The following is a 15729-nucleotide window of genomic DNA, read 5'->3' as shown; positions in this document are numbered from 1 at the left end:
AAAGGACACTCGTGAACCCATAGTAAGCAGCTCAGGCGAGCCGGTTGCACTGATGCAGGCTGGACCTTTGCGGGAGTTCTGGCTCCTTTTTCGAAAGAACCTAAGCGCGATGGTGGGCTTGACCATCCTGTTGGTCTTCCTGTTCGTAGCGGTCTTTGCCGATCTCATCGCTCCCCACTCGCCGATTATGCAGTTCCGCCAGCACAGCCTTCAGCCTCCGGTTTGGCAGGACGGAGGCTCGGCGCGATTTCTCCTCGGCACCGACGCCGTCGGTCGCGATCTTCTTTCCCGCTTGATGCACGGCTCCCGCTTCTCCTTCTACGTCGGCTTTTGTGTCCTAACCCTCTCGCTCACCCTTGGGGTCGCTCTGGGCCTCGTCGCTGGATATTTCCGGGGGTGGCTCGAGGAGATCATCATGCGGCTCTCCGACATCCTCTGGTCTTTTCCCTCGCTTCTGCTCGCCTTCGTCGTCGTCGCCGTTCTAGGCCCGAGCCTCACCAATGCGATGATTGCGATAGCGCTGGCTTATTTGCCGGAATTTATCCGCATCACGCGCGGCCAGGTTCTGGTGGTGGCAAACCGAAACTATGTCATCGCCAGTCGTATGGCAGGAGCCGGTCCCTTGCGGCTCATGTTCACCGCTATTCTCCCGAACTGTCTTGCGCCCGTCATCGTCCACGCCAGCCTCGTCTTCTCTTCGGCGATCCTGGCGGCTGCAGGATTGAGCTTCCTCGGTCTTGGCGCTCAGCCGCCCGCGCCGGAATGGGGCGCGATGCTCGCGGAATCGCGGGAGTTCATCCTGCGCGCATGGTGGGTTGTAGCGTTTCCGGGGCTCGCTATTCTTATCATGGTTCTGGCCGTGAACTTTATCGGCGACGGTCTGAGGGACGCGCTGGATCCGCGGCTGAGCAGAGCATGACAGGCGAGCATGAATCATCGGCAAGTCGAGATCTTCGCGACGGTAATGCGGGCAGGCACGGCCTCCCATGCGGCCGACCTCTTGGGCATCACCCAGCCAGCTGTTAGCCGCGCCATCGCCGACCTCGAGAAGTCGGTGCGGTTCTCTCTGTTTGCGCGAATTCACAACCGGCTTGTTCCGACGCCCGAAGCGCGGCTGTTCTTCCGGGATGTCGAGGCCTCGTTTCGCGGCCTGGACACCTTGCGATCGAGCGCGGCCTGGATACGTGACCAGGGAGCCGGGGAGATCAAGATCGCCAGCCTGTCGGCCCTCAGCTCGTCTGCCGTGCCGCAGGCAATCTCGACCTTCCAGAAGAAGCACGCCGACATCCGCGTAACGCTGCATGTGTTGTGGTCGCGTGATGTTCGCGACCGGATCGCATCCGGGCAGTTCGACGTCGGGCTTGCGGCGGACGAGATCGACACCTCGGGGATTCACGCGCAGCCGTTTGCGACCCACAGGGTTGCGTGTCTGATGCCGAAGGGACATCCTTTGTCTCTCAAAGAGGTTATCGAGCCGGCGGACCTGGCGGAAGTTCCGCTGGTGACCTACGTTCCGGAGGATCGTTGGCGGCAGCAGCTGGATGCAGCCTTCGCCGCCGCGAACGTGAAGCCGAAGATCGCCGTCGAGACCACTTACTCCTCGACGATCTGCTCGCTCGTATCGCAAGGCATCGGCGTCGGTTTTGTCAGCCCAGGTGCGACCGGTGGTGCGGATATCTCGCACCTTGTCGTGCGCCGCTTCGAACCGAAGATCATCGTGCGTGTCCTTCTGATCCTGCCGCTCGATCGACAGAAATCGCTGCTCGTGCGGGAATTCATCGATTGCCTGCTCGAGACCCGTTCAGCGCAGCCCCAGGCATCATAACTTTTCATTATACCAAGCATACCTTGCCTACATTGTCCGGCGTGAAGCCTGGCGAATAGCATGCGCCATGCTGACGTGCGTCCGTCGTCCGGAGAGAAGCTTTGCCTGATTTCATGCAGTTGAACCCCCCGGTGCATCGCGCATCGACCGTTCTGTTCAAGGACACCGACGCATTCCTGGCCCGAGGGTCCCAGCTCTATGACGGGTTTATGTATGGGCTCTACGGAACGCCGACGACCCGCGAGTTGGAGACACGCATCGCCGCGATTGAGGGCGGGCATCGGGCGATCGTCGTTCCATCAGGGCTCGCGGCAATCACGCATGTCATACTCGCGCTGTGCAAACCCGGCGACCATATCATCATCACCGATTCCGCCTATGGCGGCTCGCGCGCCTTCGCGACGAGCGCGCTTGTGCGCCTCGGCATCGACGTCGAATACATTCCGTCGGACGCAGATTCCGTGCAGGCGTACCTCAAGCCGCAAACGCGGCTGGTGCTCCTGGAATCGCCCGGTTACTACACGATGGAGATCCAGGATATCGCGGCCATCGCCGCTGAAGCCCATGCCGCCGGTGCGCTCGTCCTTCTCGACAACAGCTGGGGTTTTGGCGCCTCATCCATGTTCGAGCATGGCGTCGATATCTGCTGCACCGCGCTGTCGAAATATGCTGCCGGCGCCGGCGACCTCTGCATGGGTTCCATCACCGTTGCCACGGAGGACATGTACCGCACGCTCAAGGCCTTTGTTGCCGGCTTGGGCGCTGGCGTGTCCTCCGATGACGCCTATCTGGTGATGCGGGGGCTGCTCACACTCGACACTCGCTTGCGCGATCATGCGGCTCGGGCGCTCGGGCTGTCGCAATGGCTAAGCGGTCATCCGGCGGTCAAGGAGGTGATCAATCCCGCTCGCCCCGGTGATCGGTGGCACGCAAGGTTTCAGAAATACTTTCGCGGCGGCAACGGCCTTTTCTCCGTCGTGCTTCATGACGGTTCGCTCGACGCCATTCGGCGCATGCTTGGCGGCCTCGAGGTGTTCAAGATCGGCGCTAGCTGGGGAAGTCCGCACAGCCTTCTTGCTGCCGCATATCCGCACGGCGAGCGGTCAGTCGATCGATGGCCGAAAGACCAGTACATCCTGCGCCTTCACATCGGTCTCGAAAATGTCACCGCGCTGAAGTGCGATCTCGACCGGGCCTTGTCACGCGCGGCCGGGATTGCGGCCTTGCGGGTCCGCTAGCCGATGGGTGCGATCGATACAGTACTAGGGTTGATCGACGAGCATTTCGACCGGTCGATCGAGAAGCTTTTTGAGCTGGCGCGTATCCCCTCCGTGTCCTCTGATCCAGCCCTCGCAGGCGAGTGCCGCAGGGCCGCCCTCTGGCTGTCGGATTATGTGTCTTCTCTGGGCTTCCAATCCCGGCTCATGGAAACGGGCGGTCATCCGGTGGTCTACGCAATCTTGGGAGACTTGAACGATACGACCAAGCCGCACGTGCTCTTCTACGGACACTATGACGTCCAGCCGGTCGACCCGATCGAGAAGTGGACCAATCCGCCCTTCGAACCAAAGATCGATGTCGCCAAGGACGGGACCGAACGCCTGCTCGGCCGGGGCATGTCAGACGACAAGGGCCAGATATTCACGTTCCTTGAGGCATGCCGCGGGTGGATTGAACACACAGGCACACTGCCCGTTAACGTCACCATCTTTCTCGAAGGCGAGGAAGAGGCTGGCTCGCCGAGCCTCGAGCGGACCCTCATAGAGCAAGCCGGCGACCTTGCCGCGGATGTCGTCCTCGCCTGCGATTCCGCCATGTGGGACCGCGACACACCTGCGATCGCCACGCGTCTCAAGGGGCTGTTCCATGACAAGGTGATCGTTCACGGGCCCAACCGCGATCTTCATTCCGGAACATATGGCGGAGTCGCCGCCAATCCGCTGCGCGTGCTGTCGAATATACTGGCTGGCCTCTATGATGCCGACAATCGAGTGGCCATCCCGGGCTTCTACGATGAGGTCGAGCAAGTTCCGGCCTCCGTACGGCAGCAATGGCGCGAACTTGGCTCGGCCGCGGATGCTGCGCTCGGCGATGTCGGGTTGTCGATACCTGTGCTCGAGACCGGCTACACGGCTATGGAGCAGACATGGGCCCGGCCGGTGGTCGATATCAATGGCGTCGGTGGCGGCAATCAGGGTCCACCCCGTTCGGTCCTGCCGTCGCAAGCCTGGGCGCGGTTGTCGTTCAGGCTGGTGGCATCCCAGAAGCCCGACGTGATCCGCCGGCTGTTTCGCGAACACGTGGTGTCGCAAGTACCTTCTGACTGCCGCGTGTCGTTCGAAGGCGACGACGGCTGCGGCGCCTACGCGCTCAAAGAGGACAATCCGTTCCTGATCGCCGCGGCAAGGGGGCTGGAGGCCGAATGGGGGCGGCAGCCGAAATTTCCCGGATCTGGCGGCTCGATACCCGCGATCGGATGGTTCAAGGACCATCTCGGGCTAGACAGCATCATGGTGGGTTTCGCCCTCGATGACGACGCGATCCATGCGCCGAATGAAAAATACGATGTGCGTTCCATGCGCAAGGGGACGCGATCCTGGGCCAGGATCCTAGAAGAGGTATCTCGGGTCGATCTCAAGTGGCGCAGGACCGAAAGGTAGCGGATGGATTCTCTGTGGCCCCTCTACCTGAACGAGGAGAACGCCGTGGCCGAGGTCAGGGGGGCATCAGATGCCGGCAACGCACACCTGTTGGAGGTCGATAATCTCGTTGTCGAGTTCGAGACCAGGCAAGGCGTCTTCCGCGCCGTCGATGGGATTTCATTGCATTTGGCGCGAGGCGAGATCCTGGCAGTGGTGGGAGAATCCGGTTCGGGCAAGTCGGTGCTGATGCACGCCATATTGGGGCTCCTCACTCCGGGTGCGAGGGTTACCGCCGACCGCATCGTCTTTAGGGGCAGGGATGTCCTGGCGTTGAAGGCTTTTGAGCGGCGAGCACTCCTTGGCAAGGAAATCGGTGTCATATTCCAGGATCCGATCGGCAGTCTCAATCCTTGCTACACGATCGGCTTTCAGATCGATGAGATTCTGAGACGCCATACGCCACTTGATCAAAGCGCTCGACGTGACCGGACGATTGCCATGCTCGACCGGGTTGGCATTCCGATGCCTGCCGAGCGACTGTCTTCCTTTCCCCATCAGATGTCCGGCGGCCAGTGTCAACGGGTCATGATCGCCATGGCGCTGGCATGCGAGCCGTCGCTTCTGATCGCGGATGAGCCCACGACTGCCCTGGACGTGACCATTCAGAAGCAGATCCTCGATCTGCTGATGACGCTACAGCGGTCTCGCGGGATGGGGATGGTCATCGTCACCCACAATATGGGCGTGGTGTCCGAGGTCGCCGATCGGGTCTTCGTGCAGTACCGCGGCAAGATGATGGAGTGCGCGGACGTCATCGAAATCTTCGAAAACCCGCAGAGCCGGTACACCCAGGCCCTTCTGTCGGCTCTCCCGGAAAACGCGGTCGGCACCAGGCTGCCCGTCATTTCCGGCCTGTTTTGAGAATTCGAACATGACGGCACCAATCCTCGAATGCCGGTCGATTGTACGGAAGTACCACATTTCGCCCGGCCTGCTCGGCGACCAGCGAACGATCACCGCAGTCAATAATGTCAGCTTCGCACTGAAGCGTGGAGAAACGCTTGCCGTCGTCGGCGAAAGCGGAAGCGGCAAGACAACGCTCGCGCGCATCCTTGCGATGATTGACCCGCCGACGGCAGGGGACCTCCTGGTCGAAGGGAAGAAAGTCTCGCCTGGACGGGCAGTCGAAACTGACGTCCGTCGAAACATCCAGATGGTCTTTCAGGACCCGTACAGCTCGCTCAATCCGCGGCAAAGGATCAACACGATTCTGGAAGAGCCGTTGCGCATCAATATGCGAATCGATGGACGTGAGCGGGGAAGGCTCGTCGCCGAGATGTTGGAGAGAGTGGGTTTGGGCGGCGGCTATTCCACCCGTTATCCTCACATGCTATCGGGCGGGCAGCGGCAACGCGTAGCCATCGCCCGAGCACTGATGCTGCGTCCAAAAATCCTGATCCTGGACGAACCCGTTTCCGCTCTCGATCTGTCCGTGCAGGCACAGATACTCAACCTGCTGGCGGAACTCCGAGAAGCTTACAGCCTAAGCTACGTTTTCATCAGCCACGACCTCGCCGTGGTCCGCTTCTTCGCGGATACAGCGATGGTGATGCACAGAGGGGATGCCGTGGAAATGAAGAGCTGCGCGGAACTCTTCTCTTCCCCGCAGCACGCTTACACGAAAACCCTGCTCCAGGCTTCCCCCCGTATAGATCTCGCGAAAATACGCCAACGGCTGAAGACCGGAAACTAGTATCGCTTGCCGTCATGTCGCGCCAAACTCCATAGGCGCGGATCATCCGAATGCAGTTCGATTAACCGTGCTCGAAGACAGCTGCGGCGCGCTCTGCGGGTGGCGGCAAATATCGGGCCTTTCGGTCCTGCCTCGGTCTCCTAAGTGCACTTGACGCCGACCCTGCGGGCGGTTGCGGGGAAGGACTTATGATATGTCGGCGCCGCGGCTTCAAAAGCCGTGCCCAACGAGATGATAATAAGTTTCCCCCCGAAACTATCCATTTCTATCCGATCGCGCGCTATGCTGCTGAAATCACAAACCAAATTTGAATTAGATCAATGCCAAGGCTACGATAGACCGACCGAAACCTTGCCCTGCCGTGCTTGCGCTTTGCTTACGCGTGGAATCTCTCAAGGGAACGACCATGCATGGCGAAGCTGACAAAACGAACGGTCGATACCACCAAAAATCAAATCCTCGGACTATGTCGTTTGGGACGACGATCGTGGTGTTCTTCTTCTCGATGACGACCTTCTTGGCGCGGCCGAGCATTTGGAGCGTGACGTTTCCAGCTTGATCTTCCGAGATGGCGGTGCCGCCGGTGGGGAGGCGATGTCCTCCAGCATGGCCTTGCGGCCATCGCCGAAGCCGGGGGCCTTGACGACAGCAACCTTCAGGCCGCCGCGCAGCTTGTTGACGACCAGCGTGGCCAGCGCCTCGCGCTCGACATCCTCGGCGATGATGAACAGCGGCTTGCCAGACTGCACCACGGCTTCGAGAATCGACAGCATCGCCTGCAGATTGCCGAGCTTCTTCTCGTTGATCAGAACATAGGGCTCTTCGAGCTCGACCCGATCTTATCCTGATTTGTGATGAAATACGGCGAGAGATAACCGCGGTCGAACTGCATGCCCTCGCCCTGTGAAACGGCTCAAAGCGAAGGGCGTGATGTCATAGGACGCGTCTGAGCGGGTTGCCGCCTCGGCCAGCAGCTTGCCGGAGAAGGCGCCGGCGAGATTGCCGAAGAAGTGCCCGGTATTGAGCATCAAGCCTTCGATGCCGCAGGCGGCATCGATCACCGGCAGTCCGTCCGGGGTCTGTGCCACGAGTCCGGCCCATTGTCTGGTGATCGGCAGTTCCGACAGGGCAGGGAAGTTCCTGCTCATGATGGAGCAGGCCATCGCCTGGCCCGCAACCGTCGGCTGGTCGTGGCTGCTGCCGATCTCATAGGCGCAGCCGAACTGGATCGACCCGTCGGGCATGCTGGCGATCTGCTCGGTGAAGCCGAGGGCGGGCCGGATCTGCTCGGAGGGATCGCGCGGAAAGGCGGCCGCGTCCATGCCGGGCGGGGTGAAGAAACGGAACAGCGACTGGCCCGCCACGACCCGTCCGATGCGGAACGGCGCCGCGCCTGTCGAAGCGGCCTCGAACCTGGTCCACTGAAAGGGGACGCCGAGGCCGTGCGGCGCCAGAAGCTCGTTGGACCACGGGCCGCAGGCCACCACGACGGTTGCGCAGGCGAGAACATCGCCGCCGGCAAGGCGCACCCCGCGACAACGGCCCTTCTCCACCTCGATCGCCGTCACACGGGCGGGCGCGATCAGCCGTCCGCCGGCGTCGCTGAAGGCGGCCACCAGGCGGCGGACGAGCAGGGGCGTGTCCTGATGCGCATCGAGCGGGTTCCAGACCGCGCCGGACACTTGCGGTCCGATCTGCGGACAGAGCGAGTGCAACTCTTCACGGTCAAGCAGCTTTAGCGACAGCCCGGCTTGCGCCCTGTCAGCGACAAACGCGCGGGCGGCCTCGGCAAAGGCCTCGTCGCGGTAGGTGATCAGGCCGCCGCAGGCGCGGAAGCCGAAATCGGGGAGCTCGCCGGCAAGGGTTTCGACAATTCGCCGACCGGCAAGGGAAAACTCCATCGCCGTGCCGGCCGCCTTCGTCTGTAGCCAAAGGAATCCGGGATTGCGCCCCGAAGCGCCCCAGGCGGGCGCATGCTGTTCGATCAGGGCGACCGAGAGGCCCTGCCGGCGCAGATAGTAGGCGCTTGCAGCGCCCGCTATCCCCCCGCCCACGACCACGGCGTCGAATTGTTGCGTCACCACGGCAGTTCCGCGCGCTCCAGATGGAGGAGAAGCCGCTGCAAGACGTTGCGGCAGCGATCGACTTCGGTGAGTTCCAGATATTCGTCCGGCTTGTGCGCCTGCTCGATGGAACCCGGCCCGCAGACGATGGAGACGATGCCCGCTTTGCTGAAGAGACCTGCCTCGGTGGCGTAGGCCACCTTGGCATGGTCGTTGCGGCCCACAAGCTGCTTCACGAAGGTGACCGCCGGGTGGGAGGCGTCGGTGTCGAACCCGGCAAGCTCGGCGACAGGTTCGATCGTGACGCTGCTCTGCGGCGAGACCGCCCGCATGCGCGGAAGGATCTCGCGCTCGATGCGCTCTTCGAGGCGGCCGATCAGCTCTCGCGTATCCACCGCGGGCAAGGCGCGAATGTCGAACTGGAACGCACATTCGGCAGGAATGATGTTGGCCGCGTTGCCGCCCGCGACCGTGGTGACCGACAGTGTCGAATAGGGCACGTCGTAGCCATCGTCGCGCAGTCCGCTCACGCGCTGCTCGCGTGCCATCTCGCCGATTATGCAGATGATCTCCGCAGCATATTCGACGGCGTTGACGGCGGCCGGCGCAAGGCTCGAATGCGCGGAACGGCCGGAGAGCGCCACGCGGTAGAACCCGGCACCCTTGTGCCCCACGACCACCTGCATCGAGGTGGGTTCGCCGACAATGCAGAGCTTGGGCTTGACGGGCAAGGCGGCAAGGCGGTCGATCAGGCTCTGCACACCAATACAGCCGAGCTCCTCGTCATAGGAGATGGCGAAGTGAACGGGTGCCTTGAGGTCGCGGCGGACGAGGAAGGGCACGAAGGCGAGCATGATGCCGACGAAGCCCTTCATGTCGCAGGTGCCGCGCCCGTAAAGTCGGCCGTCCGCCTCGCGCAAGGTGAAGGGGTCGGAGCTCCAGTCCTGGCCGTCGACCGGCACGACGTCGCTATGGCCGGAAAGGACAACGCCCGGCCGGTTGGCCGGTCCGATGGTCGCCCAGAGATTTGCCTTCGTGCGCTCCGCATTCCAGACAAGCTCGCTCTCCACACCGTGGCGATCCAGGAAAGCCTTTACATAGGCGATGAGGTCCCGGTTGGGATCGCGCGAAACGGTGGGGAAGGCGACCAGGTCGCGAATGACCGCCACGCACTCCGCCCGGCTTGGGCCTGCCTGCGCCGGCATCGCTTCAGCTGCCCGCTGGCCTGAAGATCGGCAGCGGCGGCAGGCCGCCGCGCTCGCGCCAGGCGAGCGTTACCCGGTCACCGATGCGGGCCGGCCCGTCATCGATGTTCGTGAGCAGTCGCGGCCCTTCGTCGAGTTCCACGAGCGCCAGCACGTAGGGCGGCTCGAGCGCCTCGATGACCGGAATGCGCACTGTGGTCAGCGAGTAGACCGTACCTTTGCCCTTCGCCTCGACCCATTCCAAGGCGTCGCTCTCGCAAGAGAGGCAGAAGGGGCGGGGGTAGAACTGGTGCGACGCGCAGCTCCGGCATTTCTGGATGATGAGCCGGCGCTCGAGGCAGGCCTTCCAGAATGGCTCCGTGGTCGGGTCGGCAATGCCGAGGTCGGAAAGGGAGGGGGCATCAGTCACGGGCAAGCACCACGGTCGAGGCTGTCGAGAATGCAAGGCCGCCCGTGCCGTGGGCGACGGCGATGCGGGCATCCGGCACCTGACGCGCGCCCGCCTCGCCGCGCAGCTGGCGGACGGTCTCCACCAGAAGCAGGATGCCGAGCGCGCCGGGATGGCAGTAGGAGAGCCCGCCGCCGGAAGTCATGCTGGGCAATCCGCCGCCCGGCCTCAAGCGGCCGCCGGCTATGAAGTCCCCCGCCTCGCCCTTTTTGCAGAAGCCGAGATCCTCCAGATAGAGCAGCACGCCATGCGTGAAATTGTCGTAGGGCTCGAACACGTCGACGTCACCAGGCGAGATGCCGGCCATGCCGAAGGCCTCGCGTCCGGAGACAATTCCAGGAGTCACCGTCAGGTCAGGACATTGCGCGACATGCCACTGGACATGGCTCTCGCCGGCGCCCAGGATACGTACCGGCCGCTTGGCCGCGTCGCGCGCCCGGTCCTTGCGGGCGATCACGATCGCCCCGCCGCCATCGGTGACGAGGCAGCAGTCGAGCTTGCGCAGGGGATCGCTGATCAGGGGCGAGGCCATGACGTCGTCGATCGAAAGCGGATCGCGGCTCCAGGCTTTGGGGTTGAGCCTCGCCCATTCGCGCGCGGCGACAGCCACCTCCGCCAGGTGTTCCGGCGTGACGCCGTACTGGTGCATGTAGCGTGCCGCGCTCAACGCATAGTGGCCGATCGGGAAGTGGATGCCGAAGGGGGCCTCGAACTGCGCGGCCAGCGAGCCGTCCATGGCGTCCGCGGCGCGCTTGCGGTTGCGGCGGCTGCGCTGGCGCGAGGCGTAGCCGACGAGGGCCACATCACAGCGGCCGGCGGCCACCGCCAGCATGGCGTGGTGGACGAAGAACTCGAACGAGGCGCCGCCCATGTCGGAGGATTCGGCATAGCGCGGGCGGATGCCCAGATACTCGCCGAGCTGCACGGAGCCCTCTTCGCCCATATAGTTGGTGAAGAGGGCGTCCACGTCGCGGAACCCCAGTCCCGCCTCCGAAAGGGCCTCGCGCGCGGCGAGCGCCACCATCGAGAACTCGCTCTGGTCGGGAACCTTGCCGAGCGGCGTTTCGGCTGCACCGACGATGTAGATCGGAGTGTCGGCCAGTCTCGTCACGGAAGGCGTTCCCCCGCCGTCCCGCCGCGCGTCCGGGTTGCGGTCCTGGCTGAAAGGAGCAGATGCAAGCGAGTTCTCCACCGGTGCGGCCGCCCACCCGCGGCCTCCTCCCGCAGCACCTTGTGCCGCGGCTGGAAACGCGCCGAGAATCATATTAGATGAATATGAAGTCAATATCAATTACTAGTCCGACCCGGCTTGGTGGTACGTTGATATTCACGACAGCAGGTGCGATACCCGGGCAAGGAGGTCTTCGATGGCGGTTGCGGCTGAACGAAACGCGAAGGGGACAGCTTTCGTCGAGGGGCGCGAGATCAGGTATGCTGATTACCTCTCCCAGGGGCTGAATTCGATTTCCTTCGCGTCCAAGGGCGATCGGACGAGGTATCGTCTCAAGATCGCTGCCGCCAGGGCGCTGGAGGAGATCGGCTACCAGAACCTGCGGGTCTCGGATGTCTGCACCTATGCCAGCGTGGCGCTCGGCACTTTCTACGTCTATTACCGCGACAAGAACGAGATCGCGATGGAGGTCGTGCTCGAGTTTATCGACCACCTCTACGAGCGGGCGCGGCAGGTGGGCCGGGGCACCGGCGACTTCGAGGCGATCCACAACACCAACCGCTTCTTCATCGCCGCCTACCAAGCCAATCCGGGACTGATGCAGTGTCATGTGCAGTTGCAGACGCAACTGCCGGAGTTCCAGGAGCAGTGGCGGCCCCGCCATGCGAAGTGGATAGAGAAGCTCGCCCGCTCAATCGCCCTCCGCGGCAATTACGGAGAGGACATGCCCGGCTCGGCCATGAAGGTGGCGCGGGTCTTGGAGGGAATGGTGTTCCACTATCTCTACGCCGAGATCGTGAGCAGGGAGAACACCCAGGCGGAGAACAGCTTCGACCCCGAGGCCGTCGCCATGATGCTGTCGGTGCTCTGGTACAGGGCCGTCTACTGTAAGGACCCTCCAGTTCTGCGCTGACCCGACGGGTTTGCGGCCGCTGTGGCAGCGCGCAGCACCCGTTGAGCGGGAACGGATCTCCGCCACGAGCGACCAGGATTTTCCGACCGGATACGACAAAATTGATATTGAAATCATATTCATTTTGGTCTGTATTGCAGGAGGAGAACGCGGAGGAGCGCAGGACGCCAAAGGGCGCGCGCATCTCCACGATCCCGACGGTCGCGAAGGGACGGGCGCGGGTATGGCAGTTAGAGCAAGACGGTTCGGCGGAGCGGAAAGCCGGCGCCAATGTCGCGGAAAGTGCCGGCCATGAGCGCGCTCGCGCTGGACGGACGCGTAGCGATCGTCACCGGAGCTGGCAGGGGGCTCGGCCGCGCCTACGCGCTTGCCCTCGCCGCCCACGGCGCGGCGGTCGTCGTCAATGATCTCGGCGGCGACCTCCAGGGGAACGGGATCGATCCGAGCCCGGCACAGGAAGTGGTGGCGGAGATCGAGGCAACCGGCGGCCGGGCGGTGGTCAGCGGACACGACGTTTCGGACTGGAAGCAGGCCGCCGACCTGGTCGCCCAGGCGATCGACACCTTCGGCGCCCTTCAGGTGCTCGTCAACAACGCGGGCATCCTGCGCGACCGGCTCTTCGCCAACATGGCGGAGGAGGAGTGGGACGCCGTCATCCGCGTGCATCTCAAGGGCCACGCCGCCCCCGCGCGCCACGCCATGAATTACTGGCGCAACGAGGCCAAGGCCGGCAGGGGCAAGGCGGGCTCGATTGTGCACACCACGTCTCTCGCGGGTCTCGTCGGCAATTTCGGCCAGGCCAACTACGCGGCCGCCAAGCTGGCGGTGGTGGGGCTTTCCCGCACGCTGGCCCTGGAGGGCGTGAAATACGGCGTCCGCTCCAATGCGGTTTCGCCTTCGGCGCGCACGCGCATCGAGACATCGCTGAAGCCGCCGCCGGCGGGGCAGTTTGATGTGTTCGCGCCCGAGAACGTGGCGCCGCTCATCTGCTGGCTGGCCATGGAGGACTGCCCGGCAACGGGCCAGGTGTTCCAGGCCTATGGCAACCGCGTCGAGGTGATCGCGCCGAGTGCGATTGCGGTCGACATACGCACGGAAGGCTGCTGGCGCGTGGCGGATCTCTCTCGCGCCCTTGCCGGCAGATTGCCCAGGCAGCCAGGGTTGACCGATTTCGTCGAGGAACTTGCGTGATGGATGTGCTTTCGCCCAAACCGTTCGACATCGCTTCCGTGCCGCTCGGCATGTCGCGGGATTCCGAGGAGTTTCGCACGAGCAGCCACCGGCTCGCCTCCTTCGCGCGTGCGGTCGACGACACCAATCCCCGACATCTGGCCGGCGAATACGCCTTGCCCGTCTTCGCTCACATTCCCGTCATGCAGAGCATGGTGGAAGTGCTTCAGAAAACCGCGTCCGGGCTCATACTGCATGGCGAGCATGACTTCGTCTTCCACCGGCCGATTGTGCCCGGCCAGCGGCTTTTCACCGTATCGACGCTGATCGGCGCGCGCGGAACGTCGGCCGGAACTGCGGTCGTCATCGGCTCGTATACGCGAGACCACGCCGGCGAGCCTGTCTGCACCCAGTACAGCACGTGCCTCTTGCGCGAGGCAGGGGGCCGCGATGCACGCGGCGAAAAGGCCCCGGAGCGGCCGCAGGTGCCGCGGGGCGAGGGCGTTGCCGACACCTACCCCCTCCCGCTCGACCAGACGCGGCGCTATGCGGATGCCGCGCGCGACTATTCGGCCTATACCATCGATCCCGAAGCGGCGCAGGCGGCAGGCTTTCCCGCGCCCATCGTCCACGGGATGTGCACGCTGGCCTTCGCGGCGCGCGCCATCGTCGACCGCCATTGCGGCGGCGAGAGCAAACGCCTCAGGCGCCTCGGCTGCCGCTTCGTCCATCCGCTCTATCTCCTCGCCGGGCAGACGCTCCGGGTCGAGCACTGGGCGGGCGAGGGCGGTCTCGCCGGTTTCGAGGCGAGCGACGCCGAGGGCAATCTCGTCATCAAGAACGGTTATGCGCAGGTGTCCAGATGAGCGAGACCTTGGATCATACCCTCGCCCCTATCGATACCACGGGCTTCGATCGCCCCGCTCACTGGGTAAAGCACCAGAATGTGGCTGCGGAGTGGAGTGCCGTGCCGCAGCAGACGGTGATCGAGATCGTCACCAACGGTTGCCTTGAGGACCCCGAACGGCCAATCCTCATCGTCGAGGACGGGCCGGTGATGACGCGGCGGGAATTCCTGTGCCGCTGCCAAGGCTTTGCGGGATATCTCAAGACATTCCTGAAGCCGGGCGATCGCGTGGTCGTGATGCTCGACAACCGGCTCGAATTCATGATCGCGCTGTTCGGCATCATCGCCAACCGCGCCACGCTGGTGTCGATCCCGCCCACGGCGCAGGAGTTCGACGCCGGCCACATCGTCAAGGACGCAGCACCCGTGGCAGCCATATTCGGCAAGCCGCAGCAGGCCGTCATCAATGCGGTGCGCGGACAGTCTCCGGCGCTGGGGCACATGATCATCGTGGATGGCGACGAGCCCGACGGGCTCGCCTCTTACGAGAACGCGGCCACGCCTCTCGATTTCAAGAAGGCCGAGTGCCGGCGCGAGGACGTCATCACCGTCTATTACACCTCGGGCACCACGGGCGCGCCCAAAGGCTGCATGCTGCACCACGGTTGGTGGCTGCGCGTGATCGACATCGACTTGCGCCTGTTCCGCCGCGGCTGGCAGGACCGGCAGCTCTGCTGCTTGCCCTTCTACTATGCGGACCCGGCTATCCAGCTCCTGACCTCGCTCGCCTCGCGCGGCACGCTGATCGCCATGCGGCGCTTCTCCGTCTCGCGCTTCTGGGACGTCGTGACCACGTACGACGCCACCGAGATCCTTTCCATCGCCTCCATCCCTGCGCTGCTGCTCAAGGGCGAGCCTGGGCCGGCCGAGCGGGACCACCGCATCCGGCTCGCCATCCATGCCGGGCTGCCGAAGGAACTGCATCAGGAGATGATCGACCGCTACGGCTTCCACTGGCACAACCAGTATGGCAGCACGGAGGGCGGCATCATGAGCCGCGTGCCGCACCACCTCGCCGACGAACTGGTCGGCACCGGCACCATGGGCCTGGAGCCGCCGGGTGTCTTCATCCGGCTGGTCGACGACAATGACGTGGATGTCGCCCCGGGAGACGCGGGCGAGGCGCTGATCGCCGGCCCCGACCTTTATGTCGGCTATCTCGACCGCCCGGAGACCACGGCCGAAGCCAACCGCGGCGGCTGGTACCATTCGGGCGACGTTGCCCGCCGGGACGAACGGGGTCTGCTCTATTTCGTCGGCCGCAAGAAAGAGATCATCCGCCGTTCCGGCGAGAACATCTCCGCCGCCGAGGTCGAGGCCGTATTGCGTTCGCATCCGCTGGTGCTGGAGGTCGCGGTGGTGCCCGTGCCCGACCAGCTCCGCGGCGAGGAGGTGAAAGTCTACGTGCAGATCAAGGCGGGCAAGACCATGGCGGACCTCCCGCCCGAGGAGATCATCGATTTCTGCAAGGCACGGCTCGCCGCGTTCAAGATCCCGCGCTTTATCGAATACCGCGAGGAGGATTTCGAGCGCACGCCCTCCATGCGCGTGCTGAAGCAGAGCTTGACCAAGGCGAAGGCGGACCTGCGGTCGGGCGCCTGGGACCGCGAAACCGGAACGTTCGGAGATTGA

General features: G+C 63.8%; 14 protein-coding genes and 1 pseudogene. 10 read left to right on the top strand and 5 right to left on the bottom strand.

Translation table 11 applies throughout. The features are described 5' to 3' along the window. Positions 1-19 precede the first annotated feature (19 nt). The 6 genes from AC5JDC_RS26795 to AC5JDC_RS26770 all read left to right on the top strand — a co-directional run bounded on the left by AC5JDC_RS26795 (position 20) and on the right by AC5JDC_RS26770 (position 6220). The gene (locus tag AC5JDC_RS26795; protein ID WP_425351395.1) at positions 20-919 is read left to right on the top strand and encodes an ABC transporter permease subunit; all 900 of its coding nucleotides are present in this window, start codon (positions 20-22) and stop codon (positions 917-919) included. Positions 920-928: 9 nt separating this feature from the next. Further along, positions 929-1825, top strand: coding sequence for a LysR substrate-binding domain-containing protein (locus AC5JDC_RS26790; protein ID WP_106774884.1), 897 nt, complete (start codon positions 929-931; stop codon positions 1823-1825). 101 nt (positions 1826-1926) lie between these two features. Next, positions 1927-3063, top strand: a complete 1137-nt coding sequence (locus AC5JDC_RS26785; RefSeq protein ID WP_495846224.1) for a trans-sulfuration enzyme family protein — start codon at positions 1927-1929, stop codon at positions 3061-3063. Between the two features lie 3 nt (positions 3064-3066). Next, positions 3067-4485: a M20/M25/M40 family metallo-hydrolase gene (locus AC5JDC_RS26780; protein ID WP_495846222.1), complete on the top strand. Its 1419-nt coding sequence runs from the start codon at positions 3067-3069 to the stop codon at positions 4483-4485. Positions 4486-4530: 45 nt separating this feature from the next. Next, positions 4531-5388, top strand: coding sequence for an ABC transporter ATP-binding protein (locus AC5JDC_RS26775; RefSeq protein ID WP_495846220.1), 858 nt, complete (start codon positions 4531-4533; stop codon positions 5386-5388). 10 nt (positions 5389-5398) lie between these two features. Then, complete coding sequence (locus tag AC5JDC_RS26770) at positions 5399-6220, top strand: ATP-binding cassette domain-containing protein (RefSeq protein WP_495846218.1); 822 nt, start codon at positions 5399-5401, stop codon at positions 6218-6220. A 480-nt stretch (positions 6221-6700) separates the two neighbouring features. Here the strand turns inward: AC5JDC_RS26770 and groEL are convergent. From groEL to AC5JDC_RS26745, 5 genes and pseudogenes are all read right to left on the bottom strand, one after another. Next, a pseudogene (gene groEL, locus AC5JDC_RS26765) lies at positions 6701-7118 on the bottom strand (chaperonin GroEL); the annotation flags it as partial. Continuing rightward, complete coding sequence (locus AC5JDC_RS26760) at positions 7060-8274, bottom strand: NAD(P)/FAD-dependent oxidoreductase (RefSeq protein WP_495846415.1); 1215 nt, start codon at positions 8272-8274, stop codon at positions 7060-7062. The gene AC5JDC_RS26760 and the pseudogene groEL, both read right to left, overlap by 59 nt. A 23-nt stretch (positions 8275-8297) precedes the next feature. Further along, entirely contained in the window at positions 8298-9452 is a 1155-nt protein-coding gene (gene argE, locus AC5JDC_RS26755; RefSeq protein ID WP_495846216.1) for an acetylornithine deacetylase, read from the bottom strand. A gap of 40 nt (positions 9453-9492) precedes the next feature. Continuing rightward, the gene (locus AC5JDC_RS26750) at positions 9493-9897 is read right to left on the bottom strand and encodes a Zn-ribbon domain-containing OB-fold protein (protein ID WP_495846214.1); all 405 of its coding nucleotides are present in this window, start codon (positions 9895-9897) and stop codon (positions 9493-9495) included. Further along, complete coding sequence (locus AC5JDC_RS26745; protein WP_495846212.1) at positions 9890-11047, bottom strand: acetyl-CoA acetyltransferase; 1158 nt, start codon at positions 11045-11047, stop codon at positions 9890-9892. Before AC5JDC_RS26745 ends, AC5JDC_RS26750 begins: the two co-directional genes overlap by 8 nt. A 256-nt stretch (positions 11048-11303) precedes the next feature. On the opposite strand from AC5JDC_RS26745, the gene AC5JDC_RS26740 reads away from it, so the two are divergent. From AC5JDC_RS26740 to AC5JDC_RS26725, 4 genes are all read left to right on the top strand, one after another. Beyond that, the gene (locus tag AC5JDC_RS26740; RefSeq protein WP_495846210.1) at positions 11304-12020 is read left to right on the top strand and encodes a TetR/AcrR family transcriptional regulator; all 717 of its coding nucleotides are present in this window, start codon (positions 11304-11306) and stop codon (positions 12018-12020) included. Between the two features lie 291 nt (positions 12021-12311). Beyond that, entirely contained in the window at positions 12312-13211 is a 900-nt protein-coding gene (locus tag AC5JDC_RS26735; protein WP_495846208.1) for an SDR family NAD(P)-dependent oxidoreductase, read from the top strand. Beyond that, positions 13211-14056 (top strand): MaoC/PaaZ C-terminal domain-containing protein, encoded by an 846-nt coding sequence (locus tag AC5JDC_RS26730; protein WP_495846206.1) that lies wholly within the window; start codon positions 13211-13213, stop codon positions 14054-14056. The genes AC5JDC_RS26735 and AC5JDC_RS26730 overlap by 1 nt, the downstream gene beginning before the upstream one ends. Further along, positions 14053-15729 carry a class I adenylate-forming enzyme family protein gene (locus AC5JDC_RS26725; protein ID WP_495846204.1) on the top strand — a complete coding sequence of 559 codons (1677 nt, stop codon included), beginning with the start codon at positions 14053-14055 and terminating at the stop codon, positions 15727-15729. Before AC5JDC_RS26730 ends, AC5JDC_RS26725 begins: the two co-directional genes overlap by 4 nt.

This window comes from Kumtagia sp., from assembly GCF_059502445.1.
The sequence above is the reverse complement of the archived record's forward strand: the minus strand, read 5'-3'. Positions and strand labels throughout refer to the sequence as shown.